This window comes from Halocynthiibacter namhaensis, assembly GCF_000812685.1.
GTDB classification, from domain to species: domain Bacteria; phylum Pseudomonadota; class Alphaproteobacteria; order Rhodobacterales; family Rhodobacteraceae; genus Halocynthiibacter; species Halocynthiibacter namhaensis.
The window spans coordinates 1-21,291 of the sequence record NZ_JWIF01000018.1 but is presented as its reverse complement, the minus strand read 5'-3'; the positions used below and the strand labels follow the sequence as shown (position 1 = coordinate 21,291).

At 51.3% G+C, this 21,291-nt stretch carries 26 protein-coding genes, 1 tRNA gene, 1 pseudogene and 1 other annotated feature; of the genes and pseudogenes, 6 read left to right on the top strand and 22 right to left on the bottom strand.

Annotation, left to right across the window (positions count from 1 at the left end; genetic code table 11):
- The coding region (locus RJ38_RS18770; RefSeq protein WP_238321639.1) for an ATP-binding protein at window positions 1-140 on the top strand (140 nt) is incomplete at its 5' end.
- Between the two features lie 282 nt (window positions 141-422).
- Window positions 423-499 (top strand) — tRNA-Ile (locus RJ38_RS03710).
- Window positions 500-1,196: 697 nt separating this feature from the next.
- Here the strand turns inward: RJ38_RS03710 and RJ38_RS03705 are convergent.
- Window positions 1,197-1,748, bottom strand: a complete 552-nt coding sequence (locus RJ38_RS03705) for a 2OG-Fe(II) oxygenase (RefSeq protein WP_039017553.1) — start codon at window positions 1,746-1,748, stop codon at window positions 1,197-1,199.
- A 50-nt stretch (window positions 1,749-1,798) separates the two neighbouring features.
- Window positions 1,799-2,230, bottom strand: a complete 432-nt coding sequence (locus RJ38_RS03700) for an FAD synthase family protein (RefSeq protein WP_039017552.1) — start codon at window positions 2,228-2,230, stop codon at window positions 1,799-1,801.
- A gap of 241 nt (window positions 2,231-2,471) precedes the next feature.
- On the opposite strand from RJ38_RS03700, the gene RJ38_RS03695 reads away from it, so the two are divergent.
- Entirely contained in the window at window positions 2,472-3,125 is a 654-nt protein-coding gene (locus RJ38_RS03695) for a CDP-alcohol phosphatidyltransferase family protein (RefSeq protein WP_039017551.1), read from the top strand.
- Window positions 3,126-3,495: 370 nt separating this feature from the next.
- Here the strand turns inward: RJ38_RS03695 and RJ38_RS03690 are convergent, their stop codons facing one another.
- From RJ38_RS03690 to RJ38_RS18760, 16 genes are all read right to left on the bottom strand, one after another.
- Window positions 3,496-4,302 carry a DNA adenine methylase gene (locus tag RJ38_RS03690; protein WP_039017560.1) on the bottom strand — a complete coding sequence of 269 codons (807 nt, stop codon included), beginning with the start codon at window positions 4,300-4,302 and terminating at the stop codon, window positions 3,496-3,498.
- Window positions 4,303-4,587: 285 nt separating this feature from the next.
- Window positions 4,588-4,800, bottom strand: a complete 213-nt coding sequence (locus RJ38_RS18410; protein ID WP_082005617.1) for a helix-turn-helix domain-containing protein — start codon at window positions 4,798-4,800, stop codon at window positions 4,588-4,590.
- Entirely contained in the window at window positions 4,800-5,003 is a 204-nt protein-coding gene (locus tag RJ38_RS18765) for a hypothetical protein (protein WP_156121740.1), read from the bottom strand. Before RJ38_RS18765 ends, RJ38_RS18410 begins: the two co-directional genes overlap by 1 nt.
- 159 nt (window positions 5,004-5,162) lie before the next feature.
- Complete coding sequence (locus RJ38_RS03680; RefSeq protein ID WP_039017549.1) at window positions 5,163-5,543, bottom strand: hypothetical protein; 381 nt, start codon at window positions 5,541-5,543, stop codon at window positions 5,163-5,165.
- A gap of 109 nt (window positions 5,544-5,652) precedes the next feature.
- A complete protein-coding gene (locus tag RJ38_RS03675; RefSeq protein ID WP_039017548.1) occupies window positions 5,653-6,651 on the bottom strand; it encodes a major capsid protein in 999 nt (332 codons plus the stop codon).
- Window positions 6,652-6,663: 12 nt separating this feature from the next.
- Window positions 6,664-7,047: a head decoration protein gene (locus RJ38_RS03670; protein WP_052245177.1), complete on the bottom strand. Its 384-nt coding sequence runs from the start codon at window positions 7,045-7,047 to the stop codon at window positions 6,664-6,666.
- Window positions 7,048-7,049: 2 nt separating this feature from the next.
- Window positions 7,050-8,105, bottom strand: a complete 1,056-nt coding sequence (locus tag RJ38_RS03665; RefSeq protein WP_039017547.1) for a head maturation protease, ClpP-related — start codon at window positions 8,103-8,105, stop codon at window positions 7,050-7,052.
- A 16-nt stretch (window positions 8,106-8,121) separates the two neighbouring features.
- Window positions 8,122-8,391 carry a hypothetical protein gene (locus RJ38_RS03660; RefSeq protein WP_039017546.1) on the bottom strand — a complete coding sequence of 90 codons (270 nt, stop codon included), beginning with the start codon at window positions 8,389-8,391 and terminating at the stop codon, window positions 8,122-8,124.
- Window positions 8,388-9,971: a phage portal protein gene (locus tag RJ38_RS03655; protein ID WP_238321638.1), complete on the bottom strand. Its 1,584-nt coding sequence runs from the start codon at window positions 9,969-9,971 to the stop codon at window positions 8,388-8,390. The genes RJ38_RS03660 and RJ38_RS03655 overlap by 4 nt, the downstream gene beginning before the upstream one ends.
- Before the next feature lie 2 nt (window positions 9,972-9,973).
- Window positions 9,974-11,926 (bottom strand): phage terminase large subunit family protein, encoded by a 1,953-nt coding sequence (locus RJ38_RS03650; protein WP_039017545.1) that lies wholly within the window; start codon window positions 11,924-11,926, stop codon window positions 9,974-9,976.
- On the bottom strand, window positions 11,926-12,618 hold the full coding sequence (locus RJ38_RS03645; protein ID WP_039017544.1) for a helix-turn-helix domain-containing protein: 693 nt from the start codon (window positions 12,616-12,618) through the stop codon (window positions 11,926-11,928). Before RJ38_RS03645 ends, RJ38_RS03650 begins: the two co-directional genes overlap by 1 nt.
- A gap of 632 nt (window positions 12,619-13,250) precedes the next feature.
- Window positions 13,251-13,526 carry a hypothetical protein gene (locus RJ38_RS03640; RefSeq protein WP_156121739.1) on the bottom strand — a complete coding sequence of 92 codons (276 nt, stop codon included), beginning with the start codon at window positions 13,524-13,526 and terminating at the stop codon, window positions 13,251-13,253.
- Window positions 13,526-13,735, bottom strand: coding sequence for a hypothetical protein (locus tag RJ38_RS03635; protein WP_156121738.1), 210 nt, complete (start codon window positions 13,733-13,735; stop codon window positions 13,526-13,528). Before RJ38_RS03635 ends, RJ38_RS03640 begins: the two co-directional genes overlap by 1 nt.
- Window positions 13,736-13,841: 106 nt before the next feature.
- Window positions 13,842-14,408, bottom strand: coding sequence for a phage tail protein (locus tag RJ38_RS03630; protein WP_039017541.1), 567 nt, complete (start codon window positions 14,406-14,408; stop codon window positions 13,842-13,844).
- A gap of 668 nt (window positions 14,409-15,076) precedes the next feature.
- Complete coding sequence (locus RJ38_RS03625) at window positions 15,077-16,207, bottom strand: Hint domain-containing protein (RefSeq protein WP_238321637.1); 1,131 nt, start codon at window positions 16,205-16,207, stop codon at window positions 15,077-15,079.
- Window positions 16,208-16,295: 88 nt separating this feature from the next.
- A complete protein-coding gene (locus RJ38_RS18760) occupies window positions 16,296-16,439 on the bottom strand; it encodes a hypothetical protein (RefSeq protein WP_156121737.1) in 144 nt (47 codons plus the stop codon).
- Between the two features lie 1,170 nt (window positions 16,440-17,609).
- Between RJ38_RS18760 and RJ38_RS03615 the strand changes: the two genes are divergently transcribed.
- Complete coding sequence (locus tag RJ38_RS03615) at window positions 17,610-18,515, top strand: LysR family transcriptional regulator (RefSeq protein WP_039017539.1); 906 nt, start codon at window positions 17,610-17,612, stop codon at window positions 18,513-18,515.
- 106 nt (window positions 18,516-18,621) lie between these two features.
- Here the strand turns inward: RJ38_RS03615 and nusG are convergent, their stop codons facing one another.
- The 4 genes from nusG to RJ38_RS18755 are packed head-to-tail and all read right to left on the bottom strand — an operon-like array spanning window position 18,622 to window position 20,722.
- Complete coding sequence (gene nusG, locus RJ38_RS03610) at window positions 18,622-19,284, bottom strand: transcription termination/antitermination protein NusG (protein ID WP_039017538.1); 663 nt, start codon at window positions 19,282-19,284, stop codon at window positions 18,622-18,624.
- Window positions 19,275-19,853: a hypothetical protein gene (locus tag RJ38_RS17995; protein ID WP_052245175.1), complete on the bottom strand. Its 579-nt coding sequence runs from the start codon at window positions 19,851-19,853 to the stop codon at window positions 19,275-19,277. Before RJ38_RS17995 ends, nusG begins: the two co-directional genes overlap by 10 nt.
- A 28-nt stretch (window positions 19,854-19,881) precedes the next feature.
- Window positions 19,882-20,493: a helix-turn-helix domain-containing protein gene (locus RJ38_RS17990; RefSeq protein ID WP_052245174.1), complete on the bottom strand. Its 612-nt coding sequence runs from the start codon at window positions 20,491-20,493 to the stop codon at window positions 19,882-19,884.
- Between the two features lie 55 nt (window positions 20,494-20,548).
- Window positions 20,549-20,722, bottom strand: a complete 174-nt coding sequence (locus RJ38_RS18755) for a hypothetical protein (protein WP_156121736.1) — start codon at window positions 20,720-20,722, stop codon at window positions 20,549-20,551.
- Between RJ38_RS18755 and RJ38_RS19460 the strand changes: the two genes are divergently transcribed.
- Both RJ38_RS19460 and RJ38_RS03590 read left to right on the top strand, forming a co-directional pair.
- Entirely contained in the window at window positions 20,721-21,053 is a 333-nt protein-coding gene (locus tag RJ38_RS19460) for a transposase (protein WP_039017537.1), read from the top strand. The two genes, RJ38_RS18755 and RJ38_RS19460, sit on opposite strands and share 2 nt — an antisense overlap.
- Window positions 21,008-21,124 (top strand) — a sequence feature (AL1L pseudoknot). (Overlaps the previous gene by 46 nt.)
- Window positions 21,056-21,291: pseudogene (locus RJ38_RS03590) on the top strand (IS3 family transposase); the annotation flags it as partial. (Overlaps the previous feature by 69 nt.)

The window sequence follows — 21,291 nt, the reverse complement described above, 5'->3', positions numbered from 1 at the left end:
AGGAGTGGACCGAGACCTTCGGATCCGAACGCCTCACCGGTGCACTGCTTGATCGGTTGACACACCACGTCTCCATCCTGGAAATGAATGGCGAAAGCTATCGCCTCGGACAGAGCCGAAAAACTACCCAAAAACACTGACCAGAAATTGCCCCAATAGGGGCAATACGCCCGGGAACACGCTTGCTTTATGACGAGCCGCTGGTTCCCGGGCGCACGCCTCAAACCAACCGTCACTCAACGCCTCAACTGGCCTACTTTTACGCCGCCTCACTGGCCCATTTTTGCTCCGCCCTTGACAATTTCGTCAAAAAGTCATAAAAATATGTCAAAATTGTGTAGAAACCCAGCTGTTAATCGTCACGTCAATCAACAACTGTCTGCTTGACGCCGCCGGAAAGAATGATACGGATAGGCGCAGGCGGGCCTGTAGCTCAGTTGGTTAGAGCAGAGCGCTCATAACGCTTTGGTCGTAGGTTCGAGTCCTACCGGGCCTACCAAAATTCAGTAATTTTCCTTTAAAATCAAAGGGTATCTGTCCCACCTCGCGAATTTCGTCCTCATTAAGTTTCAATAACTTACGAACAGCGTGTCCCACGGCACAAATACTCCCCCTTAAAATGAGCACCCTTCAAAACACGAACGCCATCTAAGTTAAAGCAACCGCTCCCCAAGCTGAATACGAGGGTTCGATTCCCTTCACCCACTCCATATTTTTTCATTTCATTCGCAATACGTTACCCTGGTAGCTTGAGCTTATTACTGCTTTTGTAAAAGGGAAAAATAGGGAACATCTGGGACTAAAATAGTACATGAGTCCCAGAAATCCCCCAGACTAAAGCAAACCCGGTCCTGACCTCACGATTTGAGACAATCAGCTCACAGACACCAGCTGCACCAAATATTTTCTATCCCTTACGGAACCAAACCCTACACTTAGGCAACAACAGGCACTCACTGTTGTAAGGCAGATCAAACGCTGGTCTGGTATGGGTTAGGCTAACTGCGCAAAGCAGCCTATGACGGCTCCCAGCCCAAAGCAGTCCTTGCCTGCCTACGTGTTTGTCGTGAACCAGCGGTTTTCTGCAGGTGCATAGTTTTCTCTGGGGATAAGCAAAAGCCGACGTTCACAGCCCGCCGTCACGAAATTGCGTCGCTAGCCCTCGCTGCGCGCTGCATCAAAGGCAGGAAGGCGTGTCATCTAAACGCTGGCCCATGGGCCCACAGCGTCAATGAATGGCGCACACCGGATTGCACGGGAACCACTTGATGAAGCGCAAAGCTGGGGAAGATGCTGACACACCCTTGGGAGCGGTTGGCTGATAAGACCCGAGCACTTGGCATAACCTCTAGATCGCCGCCTTCGTACGAACTTGGCACGCTAAGCTGTAGCACCAACGTGAGTTTGCGTTTGCGTGCCAATGGACCATTACCAATGTCAGAGTGCCACGCAAAATGACCGCCGTCAGAGGCCTTGTAGCTTGCGATCTGCGGGCTTTCGGCAAACTCGCGCAGGTCAAAGTTAAATTGGTCAGCATTGGATTTGCGAACAATATCTATCAAGCGATCCATGACCCAACCCAAACCGTTAACGTCATCAACCCAAACCAACTTTGCGGTTCGCAGAAACTGGTCCTTTGTCTGACCCACAAGCATCGCATCTTTGGATGGAGCGGCCGTGATGGCGGCAGTAATACGGTCACATTCGCCTGCGCTGAACGCGTCAGGCTTTGAATAGAGAGCCGTCATATAGATCACCTTTTATGAAACAGATAGGGGGCGTGTTTTGAACATTTGTCTCAATGTGATTGGGTGCGGACTTGGGATTGCGCCAGAACCATCTGTTTGATTTTTGTGGATGATGTCCGCGGGTTGTAGCACACCTGCGCGACCTCTTTGCCCGCATCTTTCAAATAGGCATTGATATCGAGGTTGTGGGGATTGCTGCCCCAATCTTCGCCAATAACGAAGATATCGGCACCCACAGCTTTGCAGCCCGAAACGTATTCAAGCGCATGATAGGGGCGTACGATGTCGACACAACTAAGGGCTTCAAGCATCTCAACCCGTTGTTCCAGTGGGACAACCGGAACGTTCGGCTTGTACATATTCACAACCTCATCAGAGGCCACGCCGACAGCCAAGACATCACCCAAGGATTTGCAGTGCTTCAATAATGCCAAGTGACCAACATGAAGCAAGTCGAACGTGCCAACCGTATAGACAATCATTTTTCTCTTTATCCTTTTGCCCACACATCATCGGTGGTAGCACACAGCATCTGAATGCGCGTGTGCGTGAATTACGTTAGGTAGTTTCAAACAATTAAGCTGAGATATCTCCAGACTTTCGGAAGTCCGGAGTTGATTTATGTTTTGAAACTGCGCGTTTCAAATGCACTCAGAATGTAAAGCAGAGATTACCTGTCAATATTGACAAGTTATCCGTACGACTACCATCAAAGGATGTCTCATGACAATCGAAAACGCCGCAACGTCGAAGCCACCGATCTTATCCTACATCAAAGATCTGCCTAACATCTGCTCACTTTCGGGCTTGGGGTGTTCGTTATTGGCCATCTACTTTCTGATTATCGGGCTGTATCCTGCTGCGATGATCGGTATGATTTGGGCCGTCGGATTTGATTGGGCCGATGGATTGATTGCGCGTAAAATGAAAGGCCGCACGGGCGATGATCGTGCATTTGGTGGCACGCTGGATCTGTTGATCGATATTGTCAGTTACGGCGTGACGCCCGCCATTCTCATCCTAAGTTACGCCGATTTCAGCGCCGCGTTTCTACCCGTTGTATTCGTGACGTTGGTCTTTGGAGCGATCCGTCTAAGTTATTTCAGCACTTTTGGGCTGTCGGGCGACGCCAAATATACGGGGCTTGCGATTGACAACAATAGCATCATCCTTGTGTTCATCATGATGTTCGCGGGATATTTTGAGCGCCCAGTGTTTGCGATCATTCTTGCGGTTTGTGGTCTATGCCTTGCGGGGTTGAATGTTTCTCAAATTAGGACACCGAAACTGTCCGGAAACCCCGTAAATGTGGTCATTCTTGCGGTCTATACGCTTGTTGTGACGATGTTTTATAGCTGGTCTTTACTGCAAGGGTAGTTTCGAAATAGTCACCCGTTGGATGTCAAAACTTCTGCAGAATTTGCGCCTGCGTTCCGAAGTATTGGGTCTGACGGGAATCCGTGCGATGCAGCATTTTTCGTGACTAGAGTAATTGGGTCCTAGCAAGAAAAGCCATCTGTAACTGTGATCAATCGCCGAGAGAAGGCGGCAAAGTCCGCTCACCGACGCTTTAGCCGACAAAATGCTGCGCCATGCACGAATGGCTGGTTTGGTGAATCTGCAATGTTGCGAAAGCAAGCAATGTTAAGGCTAGTCTGGTGCCGAACGCTCGACTTTGCAAATGTCGCTAACTGCCCAAAGCGACCCTTTCCCGCCCGATGTATAGCCGGGAGAGGACGTGCTTTTACTACAACAACCCTGTCTTGATCTCGCGGTTTGAAATGATCAGCTCACAGGCATCTGTTGCACCAGCCTGCGCTACGGAATATTTCAGGCGCACTTCGTCAAACTGAAACGCTGAGAACACCTCTCTGATCTCTGGCGTGTCGTTGATCGAAAGAAGAAACGCCCCTTTCAGGTTCGCAAGCTGATCGGCCATTTTCGTAAACTGATCACGACCAAACATGCCTTTGCCATAATCACTTTCACCACCAAAGTAAGGCGGATCCAGATAGAATAAGGATTCAGGACTGTCATAGCGATCCACTAATGCCGACCAATCAAGGGTCTCAAACACAACGCCCTCAAGGCGCTCGTGCGCGGCATCAAGAATCGGTTCCAAACGAGACAGGCTAAAACGTGGCCCACTTGTTGGCGCAACACCAAAAACCCCATTCACCTGACCACCAAAGGCCAGTCGTTGCAGATACAGGAACCGCGCAGCGCGCTCGAGATCCGTCAGTGTTGCAGGATCCACGGACCGCAGGCGATCAAATTCACGCCGTGACGTAATCTGAAACCGCATAACTTCCATAAGTTGCGGGTAATATCGTTGCAAGATGCGGAATAGATTGATGATTTCACCATTGAGATCATTGGCAACCTCAAGACGCGGACGCCAAGATCGGCGCAGAAATACGCCTCCCATTCCGACGAATGGTTCAATGTATGTTTTATGTGGGATAACATCGATCCGCTCAATGAGAGTACGATGCAAAGCTTTCTTGCCGCCCAACCACGGGGCGACGGGTGCGGCAGCGCGCACTTTTTCCATTGTCATTTTGGATGATTCCAGATTAAGCCGCTGACACACTCGCGAGTGTCGGGCGGCGATATCTTTGCGGACGTCGATGCAGTTTTGTTAATCTTTGCTGCATGGTAGGCAGTGTTTCAGCACTGCTTACCCCCGCCCCTAAAGGGGCGAAGATGGATTTATTTCTATTTTTCGGATGGGGCTTCAAATTTAGCCACATAATGGCTTGCACACTCAATGAGACAGGCCGCAACGCGGCCTGAACCGGTACGACCCGATCAATCTAAGTGGCAAACAAACTGTTTATTATTTACTGTCGGGCCACTGTGACGGACGGTATCCATCTCGGAGCCATTCCAGAACTCGGCAAGCAATTGGATTAGGATCACGCGACGTGCTGGCTGCACCATCGGCTTCCCACTTTCGGATTGTACGTGGGTCAGTATCTAGTATTGAACCAAGCTCGGCCAAGGTTAGGCCAAGCTGCTGGCGCAGTTTTTTGAATTCAATATTGTTCATTACAAAATATCCTCGCGATCAAAACCGTCTTCTTCAAGAAACAGAATAGCCTGTGTTCTATCAGTAGTGGCGACAACAATAAAGCGGCCACATGGTGATGGGCGTATGCAACACACCAAAGCAATCGCCCCCTCAATGCGCTCTGCATATTCTACCAAATTACTGCCCCAAGGGGCTATGACGTACAGAATATCCATGCTCATGCCTCCACACCTGCTGTGTCGACATCGGCGTAACCGCGGCAAATTGCACTTTGGGCCGATCAGGATCCGTCAGACCCGATGCAAGCGGAAGATGTTCCAGCAGTTCTGCCCAAACATCATCCACTTCCTCCCTCAGTTCATCACGCAGGGATTTTTCCATCAGGCTTGCAGTTCAGCCAGGGCATCTTTTGCAGCCGTGAGTTCAAGCTCCGCCGCTTCAATCGCCTCAACGCCCTCAGCATCATCAAACAACGTCTGAGCCTCTGTCACAGTCAATTGTGCAGCGGCAATCAGATCAACCAATTCTGCAGCTGCGATCTCATCAGCCGTCGGCGCATCAGGTTTCTTCGCGGTTGCTTTCTTTTTCGGCGCATCGCAATGATCCGCGATGCGATCCTGAACCACACTGTCGGCATAGAAAGCCGGAACATGAACTGGCTTACCGATCTGAACCTTCGTGTCTTCTTCCTCGCCCGCCATCTCAGCCGGGATGATCGTAGCGCTTTTGAAAGCCACCCATTTCTTTTTCACATTTGCCATGATTGTCTCCTGTTGCGGTTGAATGCCAATGCGAAACCCGCATGAGGATTCAACCAAAAGCCCGGCGCATATGCACCGGGCCTGAGTTTGGTCACTTCAATAAATCGGCTTAGATCGTCAGTTTGCGCAAAACGCCGGGCTGCGTGCAAAGCGAAATCGCGTTCATCTGACTGTCCAGATGATAGCCTTTGTTGTTATGCTTTGCATTCATTTGCGAATAACGCGGCAGGCCCACAGTGTTTGGCAAACCATTCCAGTCACCCGGCGCAAAGCGCGTGATAAACAGATCAGGCACACCAACAGGGAACACCCGCGCTTCATTATCAGCAATGAATGCACCATTCGCGTTTGCAGCTTTGGCGCGCCGACCCGTGCGAAACCGTTCAAAGGTGACATGACCGATGGTGAAGATATCAGGGGCACCATCGCGCAACCGGTGACCTTCATTGTCAGCAAGGTAGGTTTCGCGAACTTCTTTTTGATCCCAAAGCGCTGCATGGAAGTCACGCCCACACATTGAGTGAATATGGCCATAAGACGCATCCAAGGTATCTTCGATGGCAAAAACCACGTCGCCTTTAATCTTGCTTGCAAGCCCTGGCACTTGGCTGCCCAAACCCAGCACGATAGGCGCCGGAACAGCGATGCTAAATTCATCATACAGGTTGTGCAAAATCTTACCTTTGCCCGACAAAATGATGCCTTTTGCAGCGCCAACACGTTGGTGTTCCAAAGTGACATCCATTGAACGCGCATGGCGTTTCAATTTGCCGTCAATCCGGTTTTCCATGACCTCAAGGTCACCATCGGTGCCAAACATGCGAACGCCTTGAACTTCATCCGCATTCACAGAGTCATTGATCTCGAAGTGGTCAACTTCAAATGTGCGGCTTTTACGATCTTCATCATCGATGGTTTGCCCAGGACCACCACGCGCCGTTGGCTCGATGATATCCAGTTTGCCATCCAGTTCTTCCACCTTCACGGAAGTTGTTGATACACCTTCTTCATCAAAAATCCCAAGCGCGCCCATCTGACCGGGCACAAAGGGTTGGTTATTCACAGACGCCGTCAGCGTTACAATGTCGAATTCTTCTTCCATAGGCATAGGAGTTCTCCCTTAGCGCGCGCGGATGCCAACAGCGTTGAGCTGGGCAATCTTGGCGTCAATTTTGGCTTGATCATCAACCGACGCATCAAACGTCAGCATTGGCATTTTGACTTCGGCGTCACGGTCGATGGCTACGACCTCGACATCGGCGTCCGTGGCATCCACGGAATATCCGAGAATGGCGGTGGCCACTTCGGCACCTTCAATCCCCGCCACCAAAGCATTTGGTGAAGGAACAAAATGGCCCGCTGTTGCAGTCAACTCGCCGATTGGCGTACCTGCGCCAACTTTCCCGGTTCCTGCGGGAATGGTCACACTGTTGCGTGAAATCTGGCCCGGACCTTCCGACAGAAGGAACGCAAGGGCACGTGCTTTCAATACCTTATGCGACATTGTTAAACCTCTTTCTTGGCGACGCGAGCGCCGTAAATGCTTGCCATATCGATGGTTGCGGTGGCTTTTTTTGGTGCCGGGGCACCGCCACCGGGCTGTGCCAAATCAGCGGCAGCAGAGCGGCGCGCCTGATATCCCTTAGGATCGGCAGGTTCTTCGCCTGCAGGTGCTGGCGCATCCAATGCGGCGGCTTTCAAAGCCATGATCGCTTCATCTGCGGGCATGTCAGTGTCAAAGGCCAAATGCTTGGCAAGACCATCAAAGCCCTGCGCTGCATCATCTCCCGTGATGGCCTTAATCCGGGCCTTCACATCGTCAGAGGATACCGTTGCCGCCGTTGTTTGCTCGGTGGCCGGTTCCCCTGTTCCGGGTTTTACTTTCATAGTGGATTTCTCCTTATGTTTGGGTTGGTTTTTGGCAGCAGATGCCACCTTTTTTGCCTTGGGTTTGAAGGACCAGTTTTGGTTTTTGGCCATCGCGACAAGTTTCTGCGGGGCATGGGCGTATTGACGAAAATCAAAGGCCGTCACTTTTGATGATTTCGCGTCGACAGCATCCGTGGCAAAGCCCCGCTCAACCGCTTCTTCACCTGACATCCACAATTCCGCCTTCATATCTTCACGGATCGATGCGACGTCTTCACCAGATTGCTCTGAATAGATTTCAGCCATCAGCCCAGCCAGTTTGTTCAACTGCTCAAGTGACTTTTCGTGCTTCTCGGCATTGCCCCAAGTACTGCCAGCCGGATCGTGGATCATCATCATTGACCCGGCCCGCATCGAAATGCTGTCACCTGCCATTGCGATGATGGACGCCGAAGATGCCGCCATTGCATCAATGACAATGGAAACCTTGCCTTTATGCGCCAGCAACGAATTATAGATGGCGATCCCATCGTCGGTATAACCACCGCCAGAATTGATCCGAGCAGTAATATCCGCATCCCGCCCCAGTTCGGCCAGCGCATCAATAACGTCACCAGCTGTAAAGCCGTCGCCCCAATAGTTCTCACCAACGAACCCGTAAAGCACGAGTTCGCCATCCACTAAAATGGTCATTTTTATCTCCTAAGAATTAGGTGTATCGAAAGCGTTTCGCGTAACGGGTGCGTTTTTGACTGCCACCTTGCCGGGCGCATTCGCTTTCGTAATGTGCAATCAACGCAGCCAGGCGGCGATCATTTGCCCGCATGAACGTGACTTCTTCGCCATCGATGCGCACGGTTTCGCGCACGCCACCGACCGCAAGTTTCAACTGCATTTTCTTCAACGCCGTCACAACATCGCAAGGCTTAGCAATATCAATCAGGTCAGTGCCAATTTTGACCGTACTGGTGATCGTCATTCGACTGTCTCCATTTGGACAACCTGCTGATCAGGCTTTGCCGCATAAGGTGAAGCCATTCCGGCCTTTAGATAACGCTCGTGTTCCCGTTCGCGCTCTTCAAACAAAGCATCGCTGTCAACGCCGAGATCCCCGGTTTCAATTGCGATTGAACTTGTGCCGTTTTCCAACCGCTCACTTGATGCCCGCGCAGCCTTCCAATCATCCGCCGTGGGTTTGGCTGGCCCTTGCCATGACGCACAACAGATACGGCGACGATTGGCACGAAACGCACGATAACCACCTTTAAACGGGATACGCCCCTCGCCGATTTCTTCATCAAGCCAGTTTTCATAAGACATCTGACAAATCGGAGCCGCGATGCGTTCACGTCGCCGCATCACAACAGACCAGATCGATGAATTCTCCATGCGCACACTGGAATATGTCGCAGCGGTGTAATCCATCGTTAGACCACCATAAGAACACCCAATCGTGCGAGCCATGTCACGCGCCAGGCTGTTAGAGAATGGCAGGAAGTCTTTGCCTGGCACATTTGCAGTTTCCAGAGCGAGCTTTTCCCCTGGTCCCAAGTGAGACACCTGAGGATCCGCACCAACCGAAATCCGGCTGTCAGCAGCGGCCCCCAAACTGCCGGACAAATACCCCAGATATTCCTTACCGAATGCGACACCATCACCGCCCTGTTCTTTTAAGATCTCCAGCGCCTCATAAGCGTCCGCACTTGGCGTGTCGCTGGTGATCGTAATGGCAAAAATCGTTTGCAGAAGCGCCATTTGCAGCGTTGCATCATCCAACATTTCCGCTTGGATATGCTTACGAAACGCGGGTGCCAGCTTTGAGATCCCGCGCACATCATCTGCATCCATTGGATCAAACACATGCAGAACCATTGGCCGACCATCGGTATCAAACGCCGCATAATCTCGCTTAGACTTCACACCATCTGAATTGGTTTCAAAACGATAAGAAACCGGACGACCTTTGCCATCATGACGGACCCCCTGAAACAACCCCTCATGCGTGCTTGTTTCCTGAACCAATTTTTGCGGTGACACCATGCACAGCTTTGTGCCCGTCGTAATGCCGTAATGGCTGCGATCAGCGTCATCAAAGAAATCAAAAACCCCTGTGACTTCCCCAAATGCAATGTCCCAACGCAGAGCGATATCAACCATCTGCGGGCCATTTAACTTGCCGCGCATGTCGCATTCTTTTTTGTCGAGCCAATAGGCTTTCCAGCGGCGTTTTAGCAACCGGATGAAATCAGCCTTTTCCGCATCATCATAACCCAGCCCCGTCAAATCAGGGTCCGGCGTCAAAGTCAGACCAACCCCAACGGTGTCCGCGATGACTTGATCACAAGCCCCCTTCAGACGGCCGGAATTCTGGATCAAATCCATCGCAAGGCCCGCACTGCGCGACCATGCCCGGCGAATATCATCCCGGCTGTTGGTCAGTGGTGCAACGCGTGACGCAATGGCGCCACTTTTTGTATCCCGCAAATAGCGAGCTGTCGTGCGATTGGCAGCAGAGGATGCCACCAATGGCGTCCCATCAGGTCGAATAAGGCCAGTCACAGCTATCTCTTCCTCCATTTGTTCTGAATGCGTTTCTTCTCAGCATCCGGATCATTCTGCGGTTCATCTTGCGGTTCAGTCGTCGTCATAGGTTGCGTCACCAACAACAGGTCTTCAAAATCGGCTTGAACATCTTCGGGCGGACATTCACGTTCCGCCATTAAGCGTTCCCATTCCGCATCCGGGAGGCTGCGCACCCCCAAACGTGTGGCGGCGGCTTCAGCTTGCAAATGCGTATCCAAGCCTTCATTCGCCTGATTGGGATCTTTAACCCAAAGATAACGCGTGAACCCCGACTTGGCTTTGACAGCCTTTCGGGATTCCGCTGTTATCTGGCGATAAAACTCATCGTCCAGCCCTCTGGGAAGGCCAATAAATCCACGTTCTAACGGATCCTCTTTCTTCAAATTGCGATAGAGAGCCATTTTCATAACCGCAGACGCAAAGTTGTAGAACCGCTTGGAATACCGAACAATCTTGCCGCGACGGTTGCGTTCTTTTTTCACCTGCGCCAGCAAAGGCGCGCTTTCAGGATGCACACCGCGCACCATGATCACCCGACCAGCTGGGTGTTTGCGTGCCCAATCCCAAACGTCCTCAGTGTAGGCGTTCCCATCAATCGCCAGAAGATCAATTTTGATCTTGCGACCATAAGCATTGCGAAAACCTTGCTTCAACAAACCGTTTAGATTTGCCTGACAGACCTCATCAGAAATATGCCCATTGTACACGCCGTATTCCACCACGGCCCGGCGCTTGTTTGGCCCCCAGGCAACCACCTGCCATTCAACCCGATCCCCTTGGCAATCCACACCACATGTCAACAACGGATAGCCCGCTGGAATTGTGCCATGATCATAATCGGCCTCAGATGCCCGGTCCCGAAGATCCTCCCATGGTGGGGATTCACCAAGAATTCGATACGCTTTGCCCACGACGTCATTCCAAAACGTCTGCTCTTTCAGCGGATCACCCTTGGCAGCCAGCCAAGATCGCGCAACCCGTTCAAAAGATTGCAGCGGCGAATATGCTGACCATAGATAAAACGAGCGGTGGAACCGCTTCATTTTTGGATTAGACGCCCGCCAATCGATATGTGGCACCATCTTTGCCCGGTCATGATCCTCAATAACGCAGCCACATTCGGGACAGTTAAAATGCGCTTTCTCCGGATGATCTTCATCCAGATTTTGAAACATGTTTTCCCACTCAAGCACATGCATGTGCCCACAATGCGGGCATGGCGCATATGGATATTCTTGGCTTCCCGCCTCAAAGTTCGCCGTAATACGACAGCCTGGAATAACCATTGGCGTCGAGATCTTGAAAATCTTGGCAAACTCGCGGCCTTGGCTGCGGCTGTCAGCTTGGTTCTCCGGATCCCCAGCAGAGTTCATATCCCATTTTGCAAGGTCATCTTGAACCTGTCGGCTCATGGAAACCTGCGAAAGTGACGCAGGCGAGTTCGCACCAGAAATCAGAATGGCACCACGGCCATCGCGGCGCTCTTTATAGGTCACCGAATCCTGCCCATCACGGGCTTTCATCGGGAAGATATTGCGAAGAGACGTCGTGCCTTTCAACATCGGCGACAGTTTCATCTTCGACCAACGCCGTGCATTCTCCTCAGTCGGGTGGACGTACAAAATATCACCGGGATCCATTTCCATGGAACCGCCCGTGAAGATGTTCGCAAGCACCGTGCCGCCAAGCTGTGCTGACTTGGCCAGCGTCACAATACGGCAAGGATCATCGGGCGACAGCGCCCTCAGGATTTCATCAAAATAACGAAAGCGTTCGCGGTTATAAGGGCCGGAAAACTCGCTTTCACGCTCCGAGAACACAATGTTGTCTTCGGCCCATTTCAGGTAGTCGACTGGCGGCGGTGGATCCAACACATCAGCCAAGACGTCATGCAGCATCCATTCCGCGTTTGTGACTGCGATATCTAGCATCACCCATCCAATTCTACAGAGGTCATCGTGGCCTTCTCTAATTCCGTGATCCGCGCCTGTTCCTTTTGGGTCGCGGCCTTGCGAACCTTCCGAAACTCATTCTTTAGCGTATGCAAAACATCGCGTTGCGGCACGTTGAACTGTGACGCGGTGATCGCGGCAAAATCAGTCAATGCACCTTCAAAAATCTGCAACATCATGCCCGCCACACGGGACATTTGCTCGCGCGCATCATCCGACGACATCAGCAAGCCCTGCTGGAGTGCTTCTTCAGAAGCACCAATGCGGTTCTTGCGGTGTTGTTCTTCCAACCGCGCGCGCTTCAGCTGATCTTCAACGGTATCAATCTTTGGTTGCTTTTGTGTCGGGGCTGCGGGCGGTTCAACAGCCACGGCCTCGGGTTTAACGGGCAAAAGATCAGGTTGAACCTCAGTCGGCACCGCCTTCTCATCCGCAACCGCCTCGGTCGACGTCCGCGTTTCAATCCCATTCCCAAGTGACTGCCCGATGTCTCGGTTTCGCCGAACGTCCTCAACCGCAACAGATACAATCACCTTTCCTTTTCGCCCTGGCAACGTGAAAGCGCCATCGCTTAAGATATCGCCAGACTTCCACTGACTAACAGCAGCTCGGCTGACCCCCATGTGCCGTGCAAAACCTGCTTGCGTTAGATGTTCAGGTTCCAGTTGCATAGGTTTCAAATTCCTCCGCAGTCTTTCTCTGCTCAAATCGTTAAGTGCAAATGTTAAGCCACATCCCAATTTGTTAAGGCTTCACAAAACCCGTCTGACTGGCGAACCCTCGGGCAGCTCACGCCCCGCGTGCGTCAGAAACAGACTACGGTCCCTAAGTTTTTAGGCCGCTTACTTAGCACTTAAGACCCGATCAATCGGGCAATCATCTTGCGATCAAGCAACAGGTCTTCGATGTGTTTATCTATTATGGTGCATTGCGCACCAACATGGCCACGAAGACCACCAGACTTGATCATCCCAAGCTCCATAAGCCGATCACAGAACTCTTCGTCGCTGTTGCTATCCGAACCGTTGATTTCTTATCTGATTTTTCGCTTAAGGATATCCCTGATAGCCTCCATAACTGGAAACGTATTGATCAGTGGTTTTCCGAAGAACTTCGTCCTGTCGCGCCCTTATAGATGTTTTCGAAATCGCGCGATTTGTTGGTTAAACCATTATAGTCCAGAAGCACCCTTGCTGCAAAAAATAGAACGTCCCCCAACGGCATCACCACCGTACTTCTCTCGCCATTCATGCCCTTGATGTGAACTCGGTATAGATGAGTGTGGCCATTAAATCCCCCTACATCAATGTGTATCCATTGTGGGTCGTTCGCCATCTAAATCCTCCTCAACCTCAATGCCAAGTTCCACAAACAGATGCCGCACCTCGTCTTTCAAAGGCCCCGGAAAGGTGTTCCAATTCGCAGACACGCGTGCAGCGAATTGCATCGCGTTCTCCATTGAAACAAATAAGGTCTGCAAATTCGCATCTGCATCGAGACAATCTATCTCATATAGGCCTGAACGCTCACACAGCCCTGCAGGCCGAAAGATCATCCAGTTAGAATTTGGAGTATGCATCAGGTATCCAATATCTGGTTCATCTGCGTGTAAGTTTCTAACGCTTCCTTGAGCGGGCGCTCCAAGTGTGCGACCCGGCTGCTCATGGGTAAATGCGCATAAGTGTTGATAATCGATGCAGCCAATACCAGCGCATTTTCAATATCAGTCGCGATGATCGCAGCACCACCACCGATATCAGTTGTGCGAATTCGATATAGATGGGTCATATCGCAGTATCCACCGGGGTAAACACGCATCCAATTTTGGTTCGTTGCCTGCATAATCTATATTCCCCTTTGCACATATTGCGGTTTCTTACCGTGACAGGGAAGCCTACGACCGGATCAACCTATTGATTTCATGGTCGAGGCGGCGCGGCAGTACGTCCGACACCACGTCATCAAACGCTTTGGCCGTTGCGCCTTCAACCATCTCGACTGGGATGAACACACCCGACTTCAGCTTTTCTAATTCGGTACGCCCACCGATGCGTTGAAAGACATGGCCGTTCAAACCTTTGGCAACGACACGGCCACGATCAAAGCTACCACCCTTGATGAATGATCCCTCAAACAGCTCACGCTTACCACGCACGCTGGCCGTCACACCCCGCAAGGTTTCGCGTGCTTTGAAGTATTTCAGCGACATCTCGCCGCCCGATGCCGTCAGGCGATACTCCAAATCTTGCCAAGACGACCTATCGACCTTCACAGCTTCGCGGATGGTCTTTTGTGGCAACCCTGTTTGTTTAGAAAGCTCCCGAACAACTTTCGTGCGCGCCATATCCCCGGTGCGATTTAGCGCCCGACTGACCACCTTAGGTCCATCTTGGCCCAAAGCCCCCAACAAATTGTCGAATTGCTTCAAGCCTTTGACGTCAACCTCACCAACTTTGAACATTGGACACCCCGCATCGTAAAATATCAGGCAGACCCTGCCCTGCGAGCATTACCCCGCGATACATGGCGCACCTCCTCAGTTGGATTTCTAAGCGCTATTCACTCAAAGCATCGCGCATCCCCCGATGCCGATGCCACGCAAAAAAATAGCCCGGACGTTACCGCCGGGCTTTGTGATTAGACATATCTCTTAATTTTAAACGCGGTGATCGGCTATTGCCTGTTCACCGTGTTCCGGGCCTTGGTGTGTCACTTCCAGCTTTCGCTGTGATTACTTCATTTGACAGGGACCACTGGTCATCCTGTTTCGCTTCTAAATCGAACAGCCTGCATCTGTCAACACCCTTAACAATTTGCGTTTAACACTTAACATCCTCGGACAATAAGTCCGTTGAATTAAAATCCGAGGCTTAACAAAGGCTTCGCGATGGCGGGCTGTTGACGATTTTGAAGGACAGCTGCACCAGCTTTTGTCCTTTGCAGCTTAACAATCGAACGCAGAACGTTAAGCGCAACACAGCAAACAGATGGCGGCAATGGGCAGAAAGTGACATTTGCAAAGTCTGCCCGAAGCTTCGTTTCAGTTTTCAGGCCACTGTCCGCTCCCCTGGTAAAGCGGACAGTGGCACTGGAGTTCTCAAGGTGAGTCCTCTTTAAGTTCTCAGCGCCTCAGGCAAACAGAAGCTCCCGGCTGTTTTTCTTGTGCCGCTCCACGAGTTGCTTCTGCTTCTTTCCCGCTGGAAAGGGCCTTGCAGCTATGGGAAGATAGTCAGGCTCGGCCATCTCGGGAAACAGTGCGAATATTTCCTCTCGGGCCTGAACTGAAAGAGCCTTCAGCGCTTCCGGGCCAGTGTAAAGGCTTTCACTGGGTGCGCCTTCTGCATAGACGACTTCATGAGCATCAAAAAGCATGTGAAAATATTCCACTTCCTTCACCTCCTCATCGACAAAGATGCTTGGCAACTCACATAGTTTGATCGCCGGGACCAGAACTTCATCCTGATCAAAAATCCGTTTGGCAATATGTGAGCGGACCAGCATGCGGTGTTGACGCGAGACAAGAAGGTCACGTTCTGGCAGACCCTGCCCAAGCGCCCCGGCGGTGATGCGGACCGGACGCAGTTTCGGATTTGACATAAGCTGTACCATCGAGATTTTGCGCGACCCGAGCCATTTCAGTTTCTGGTAGCCGTGATCCATGGTCAGAACCATATCTCCTTTGTTGAGATTTTCTATTGCCTCAAGTCCAGAACTTGTTGCAATCATTGTCTCAATAGAAAAACAAACTACTGGTGGTGGCGCACTGTCTATGATTAGATCAAAGCCAACCCCCCTCTGTGTCACATTGTGGTCAAGCCCAATTGACGTGAATGGGCGGGTAATCACGAGTGTTTGTCTGCCAGGTTCCATCCCGGAAATAAATCCATTATTGATGGTTGTTTGTGATCCGGTCCAAGTCGCTTCGCCACTTGCAACAAGGTCTGAGACATCTACCAATTGGCCGTCAAGGATAACATGAACTGTCTCATTGTCATCAAAAGAAATATGAAACGCAATCTCCAGCCCAGATACTTCCTGAGAAAATTCCAGAAAGCCATCTCTCCGGCCACTCGTACCAATTATATACTTATCTGACCGGTCGTTCCAAATACGATCCGGATTACTTGCGTCGGGGGTAAAGACAGATGAACCATCTGGTGCGGTGGCAATGTCTCCATTCGATATAGTCCACGTAACTGTGTCACCAGCGTCGTTGAGAAATGTTCCCCCGTTGGGGCCTGTAAGCGCTATACCTGTCATGTTGTGTTACCTTTTACTGGGTAGAGAGAAATCCGGCAGGCGGTATCGATCTCTGAAAATTAAAATGTGCGGGAGTATTCGCCGTCATCTATCGTCGCTGGATCAGTGTGTTGTCGCCCTGAAGCGGCTGAATGCCAGTCAGAAGGTTGGTGGGCACCGTGCCATTCACAGTACTTACATTCTGATCGGTGACGATGAGAGCATCGCCCGCCGTAACTTGGAACATTGTCATTATCTAAACCTCAACTATCTAGTCGTTAACACTCGGGAGTGAGCGGCGGTTCGCAGATCGCGTTTGCTATTGGATGGTTGCGTCGCTGCAGTGCCCCGGATGAACGCGCAATCACGGGGGCCAATTTACTTTTCAAATGCAGGGGATGACGGGACAGAAGTTCAGAAACAAACAATACGCTGCCTGCGCCTATGTGGTGACAGATGTCAAAAACTGCCATGGACACACCTCCGACCTTGCCTGGGGTCACAATCAATGGACCCGTGATTCCGCGTTCGATCTGATCATTTGCAGGTATTTGATTGCCGGAATATCGAAAACTGCTTTGATTTCAGCAGGTGAGACCTAAGGCCAGGATTCTGAAACCTGGTCTGGCTTCCGATTGAATGCCCGACGTCAGATGGCAAAAATGCGAAAACCGCACTGTAGATGTACAGTGCGGAGGTATTGCCCAGGGCGTGTGCGTGTTTTGAGGTTTGTGATAGAAAGCAGATAAAAGTGCTAGGACAGGTCGTGCTCTTTCAGAGTTTCGGTCCCTTTCAGCAGACGCCTCAGAACTTTTAAAGGGCCGTTGCGTATGAATTGAAATGTGACGAATATCAGGCAGGAGATTAACATTTTCACGTCCCGCTTTCTAAAGGTCGCTCCTTATCGGGTGTAACGAGCATACTCATTGCAAATTCATGCACGCCTGCCAGCAACCGCCAGGAGCTGAAAGGAGCTGAAAGGCGCTCTTTGTTATTCGTCGCACTCTTGCCAACAATCCGACGTCGGCAATGCAGCGCCATGCATGAGGATGTTCACACAGCGCTCAGCACAGGTTCACTTAGAAAAAGTACACTCGTTACCCGGATAACCTACTTGCCCCTTGTTGAGGAGGTCCACTGTTTTACGGCCTAATTTCAACAGAAGGACGCTAGGTTCCATATAGTGAAATCAACCGAGAGAGCCTGTGAAGTTAGATGGGACTGACTGTATGCATCACCCCGCACGGCCCGGAGATTCATTGTATTTAGGTAAAAAAAACTGTTTCAGACACATTTACGTCAAATTGAAGTGAGATTGGGTAAATCAACCCATGATGGCAATCGTGAAGGTGCATTTCAGGGGACCCGTAGTGCGTTCCTTAGTTTTGAACCGGGTTTATAAACTAAAACTGCGAGACAACTTATGATCGATCTGAAGGCGGCTGAAGCCGCCCGCATATTATCACAACACAATAGCTTCCGCATCTCGGCTGAGGTGATGGGAACTTCAGCCGCAAGCTTCTCCCGCTATATCAGTCAGGCAGAGGAATATGCTGAACAGAGCCTGTTTGAGCGAAGCAGACAGGGGATTTTCCCGACATCGGCCGGGAAAGCATTTCTGAAAATGCTGGATGATCTGGATGAATCTCTTTCTCAGTTCAAAGCCAATGCAGAGCGCCTGCGGGCCGGAGGGCCAAGTCTGGTCAATATTGGAAGCGGGCCGCTCGCCACAAAAACTGTGATCGCACCACTTATAGCCGACATGTTGTCTGACTTTCCGGGATTTCGTGCGTTGATTAACGTCCGGGCGTCGAAAGAGCCACTTGAAGCTCTGCGTACCGGGACAGTCGATCTTGCCGTTTGTGATTTAACACATACACCCGATCTGAGCGGCCTGGAGATAAAGATTCTGAGAAAGCGCAGGACGGCGTTCTGGGCGCGCCCGCAGCATCCTTTGCACATGCAGAAAAAAGTGACTATTGCGGACATATTCAGTCATCCAGTTGCAACAGGCCACTTGCCAAAGTACTGGCGCAATCAGATCGCAAAGCTTCTTGGGGACACTGAAGCTGCGCGAAAGCATGTTGGCCATATGCCTCAGGTCGAAAGTGATGATTATGCACTATTGAATAATATCGCCTGTCGGGCTGATCTGATTTGTGGGGGAATGCTAGAAGATTTTGAACAACACCGCAAACTTGGCCTGCTGAAAGAAATCCGTACTGTTGAAGATATGACATGGAATATCTGTGCGGCCCGCCGAGATAACGTACGCTTCCCGGCGCTTGAGGAATTCTGGAATAGATTGTCTGATCAATACTGTGACTAAACAATGATCTACACTTTAGGAATGGCGGCTTTCAACGCGTTCCTGACTTTCACTGCTTCGGGCCTACAAATTGACAATTTTAGTGGCATGGGTCTGCATTGGGCTGCTAGCAGTCGTTGGAACATAAAGTCAAAAGGTCTGTGCAAATCTCCACCTCAATATCGCCGCCTAAGATATTAAGCATCACTTTCGCTGTTTGGCCGGAAATATCGACCACCCGGACACCCTCACCTGCAAATGGCCCATCGATCACCTGCGCCTTGTCACCAATCCCACACGCACGACGCGCGGCAACACGTCGTTTAACAGAATGTGCTACACGGCTATTTCCGTATTGCACCATCAATCGCTGCATCACGACGTCCGACATCTGGATTGGCCGGCCACCTGTGCCCATTACGCCAGCAACGACATCAAACCCCATCAACTCTAACCATCGTGTCTCATCCGCAGCCCAACCGACGAACATCCAATCCGCCAGCAATGGCACCGACACCAACTGTTTCTCTTTGGTGAAACGGTTTTTAATGCGCCAGACCTGCTTCACCGGCAAGAAAACCTCAAAGCCCGCACGTGTCAAAAGATGTTCAGGAAGAAACACACGCCGCCCCGTGCCCTTCACCCGGCGATAGCCCGGCTTCCCTGCCCGCCCAACATATTTTTCCTTTTCCACATCAACAACCGACGTGCGCGGGCCACCGTTTGCACGCGGCTTCATCCGAACTGCAAACCACTGCATTTCACGGGCAGAAATTTCACTCATGAACATTCGACGCCCCCGTTCACGAGGTTGGTGCAATAGGTCAGCTTGGCGCGGTACCAATCAATGAAACCTTGATCATCAGCGGCCAGCGTGACTTTCCGGTTCAGCTTGTCCTCTATCCGCATCACCCGGTCGCCACATTCAGCAGCCTCGCGGGCGATGGTGCGCTTATCGGATTCGTTCACAGGTGGCCGCTTGTGGCGCTCAAAGAACTGAAACTCTGCAACCAGCCGCCCAGCATCCAACGCCTCAGCCCCGGCGCGTGACGCAAACCAACTCAGCAAGTTTGACTCGTGCTTCAACGGACGGGCTTGCGCAACTTCGGCCAAACCAGTGATCGTCGCATAGCATGGCCAGAAACACTTGGCCGAGCCTTCGCCCTTGGTTTTCAAACTGTGCCGCAGACGCTTGAGGTTCTCATCCGACAGATAGGCCAGACCATCGGCAATTCGATCCAGATCCTTTTGCGCCTTCTCAGCTTTCACGCCCTTGGGAAAGCGAAAGCCAATATCCGCCAAGGGATCGATCAACAACCGGCGTACACGGTCGCGCTTTGTCTCTGCTGTCTCAGTCATGCTCTGGCCTTTCTCTGCAAATCCAACGTCAAAAAGTGACGCGGAGCTTTCGTAATTGTTCTTCCGTCACCAAACCCGCTGCGATCATTTCCCGTGCCAGTCCTGCATTGATTGCTGAACCTGTGATCGACTTCCCTGAGTTGATCTTCTCTGCCCAGAAACAAGCGATGTTAGACGCTTTTTGAACACCCTCGCGCGCACCCGCGCTGGTTCTTTCCAGGTTCTTTACAGGTTTATGTCCGATGGGTCGGACACGGGATCGGCCTTTTTTCGGACACGGCTTTGCGGTTTTTTCGGACACGGCTTTGCCTGAATCCCGTGTCCTATTTTCGGACACGGCTTTTTCAACATTTTGCGGTTTTTCGTCGTCCAGCGCCAAAATATAGAGGGTGCTTTTTTTGGTTTTTGTGGCCGCATTTGATCGCTGAATTCGACGGATCAAGCCGCGCTTTTCGAGGTCCGCCAGATGCAAGTTCACCGTGGAACGTGACATCTCACATTCCTCAGCCAAAGTCGCCTGACACGGATCACAGCGCCCCGTGTGGGAGTTGTGACAGTCCGATAAGAACCACAAGATGATTTTCGTTGAAGGCTTCAACCCACGCTGCTGAATGGCCCAATTCGTCGCTTTGTGGCTCATAGCACCGCCTCCCCATGATTGGCGCACATACGGCTTGTGGCAGCTATTGCTTCTTTCAGGCAATCTTCAGCACCAGCGATGCACGCCTGATAGGCTGCGGCGGTGCGCTGTGATCCACATAAGGCGGGATCATCGGACATGATTTGAAGGCAAGCGATAATCCCATCAAGACGCGCATGTGAACCAGACCGGGTTTACCGGAGATCATAAAGCTTGGAAGATAAGTCATGATCAAAGGAAATTCAGGAAACCGTTTTTCAACAGAAGTCCGGGCGCGCGCAGTGCGCTTGGTGCTTGAGAATGAAGCGGATTATCGGACGCGATCTGAGTGCTTCAGATCGATTTCGAAGAAGATAGGATGCAGCCCCGAAACGCTTCGGGACTGGGTTAATAAACAATCGATTGAGACAGGAGATCGGGAGGGTCTGACGTTGTCAGAGCGGGCGCAGATGAAGGAACTTCAGCGGGAAATCCGTGAGCTTCGTCAAGCGAATGATATCCTTCGTAAGGCGTCAGCTTTTTTCGCGGCGGCGGACCTCGACCGCCTACGGAAGAGATGATCATGTTTATAGATGACCACCGTGATCATCTTGGCGTCGAGGTGATTTGCAATGTTTTGCCGATCGCGCCTTCCACCTATTACCACCGCAAGTCGATTGATCGTTATCCCAAGAAGGCATCGGATCGAGCAAAGCGTGATGCCATCATAATGACTAGGATCACCCATTTCTGGGAGAATAGCGGGAAGCGCTATGGGGCGGTTAAGATCTGGCATGACTTGCTCGACGATGGGTTTGT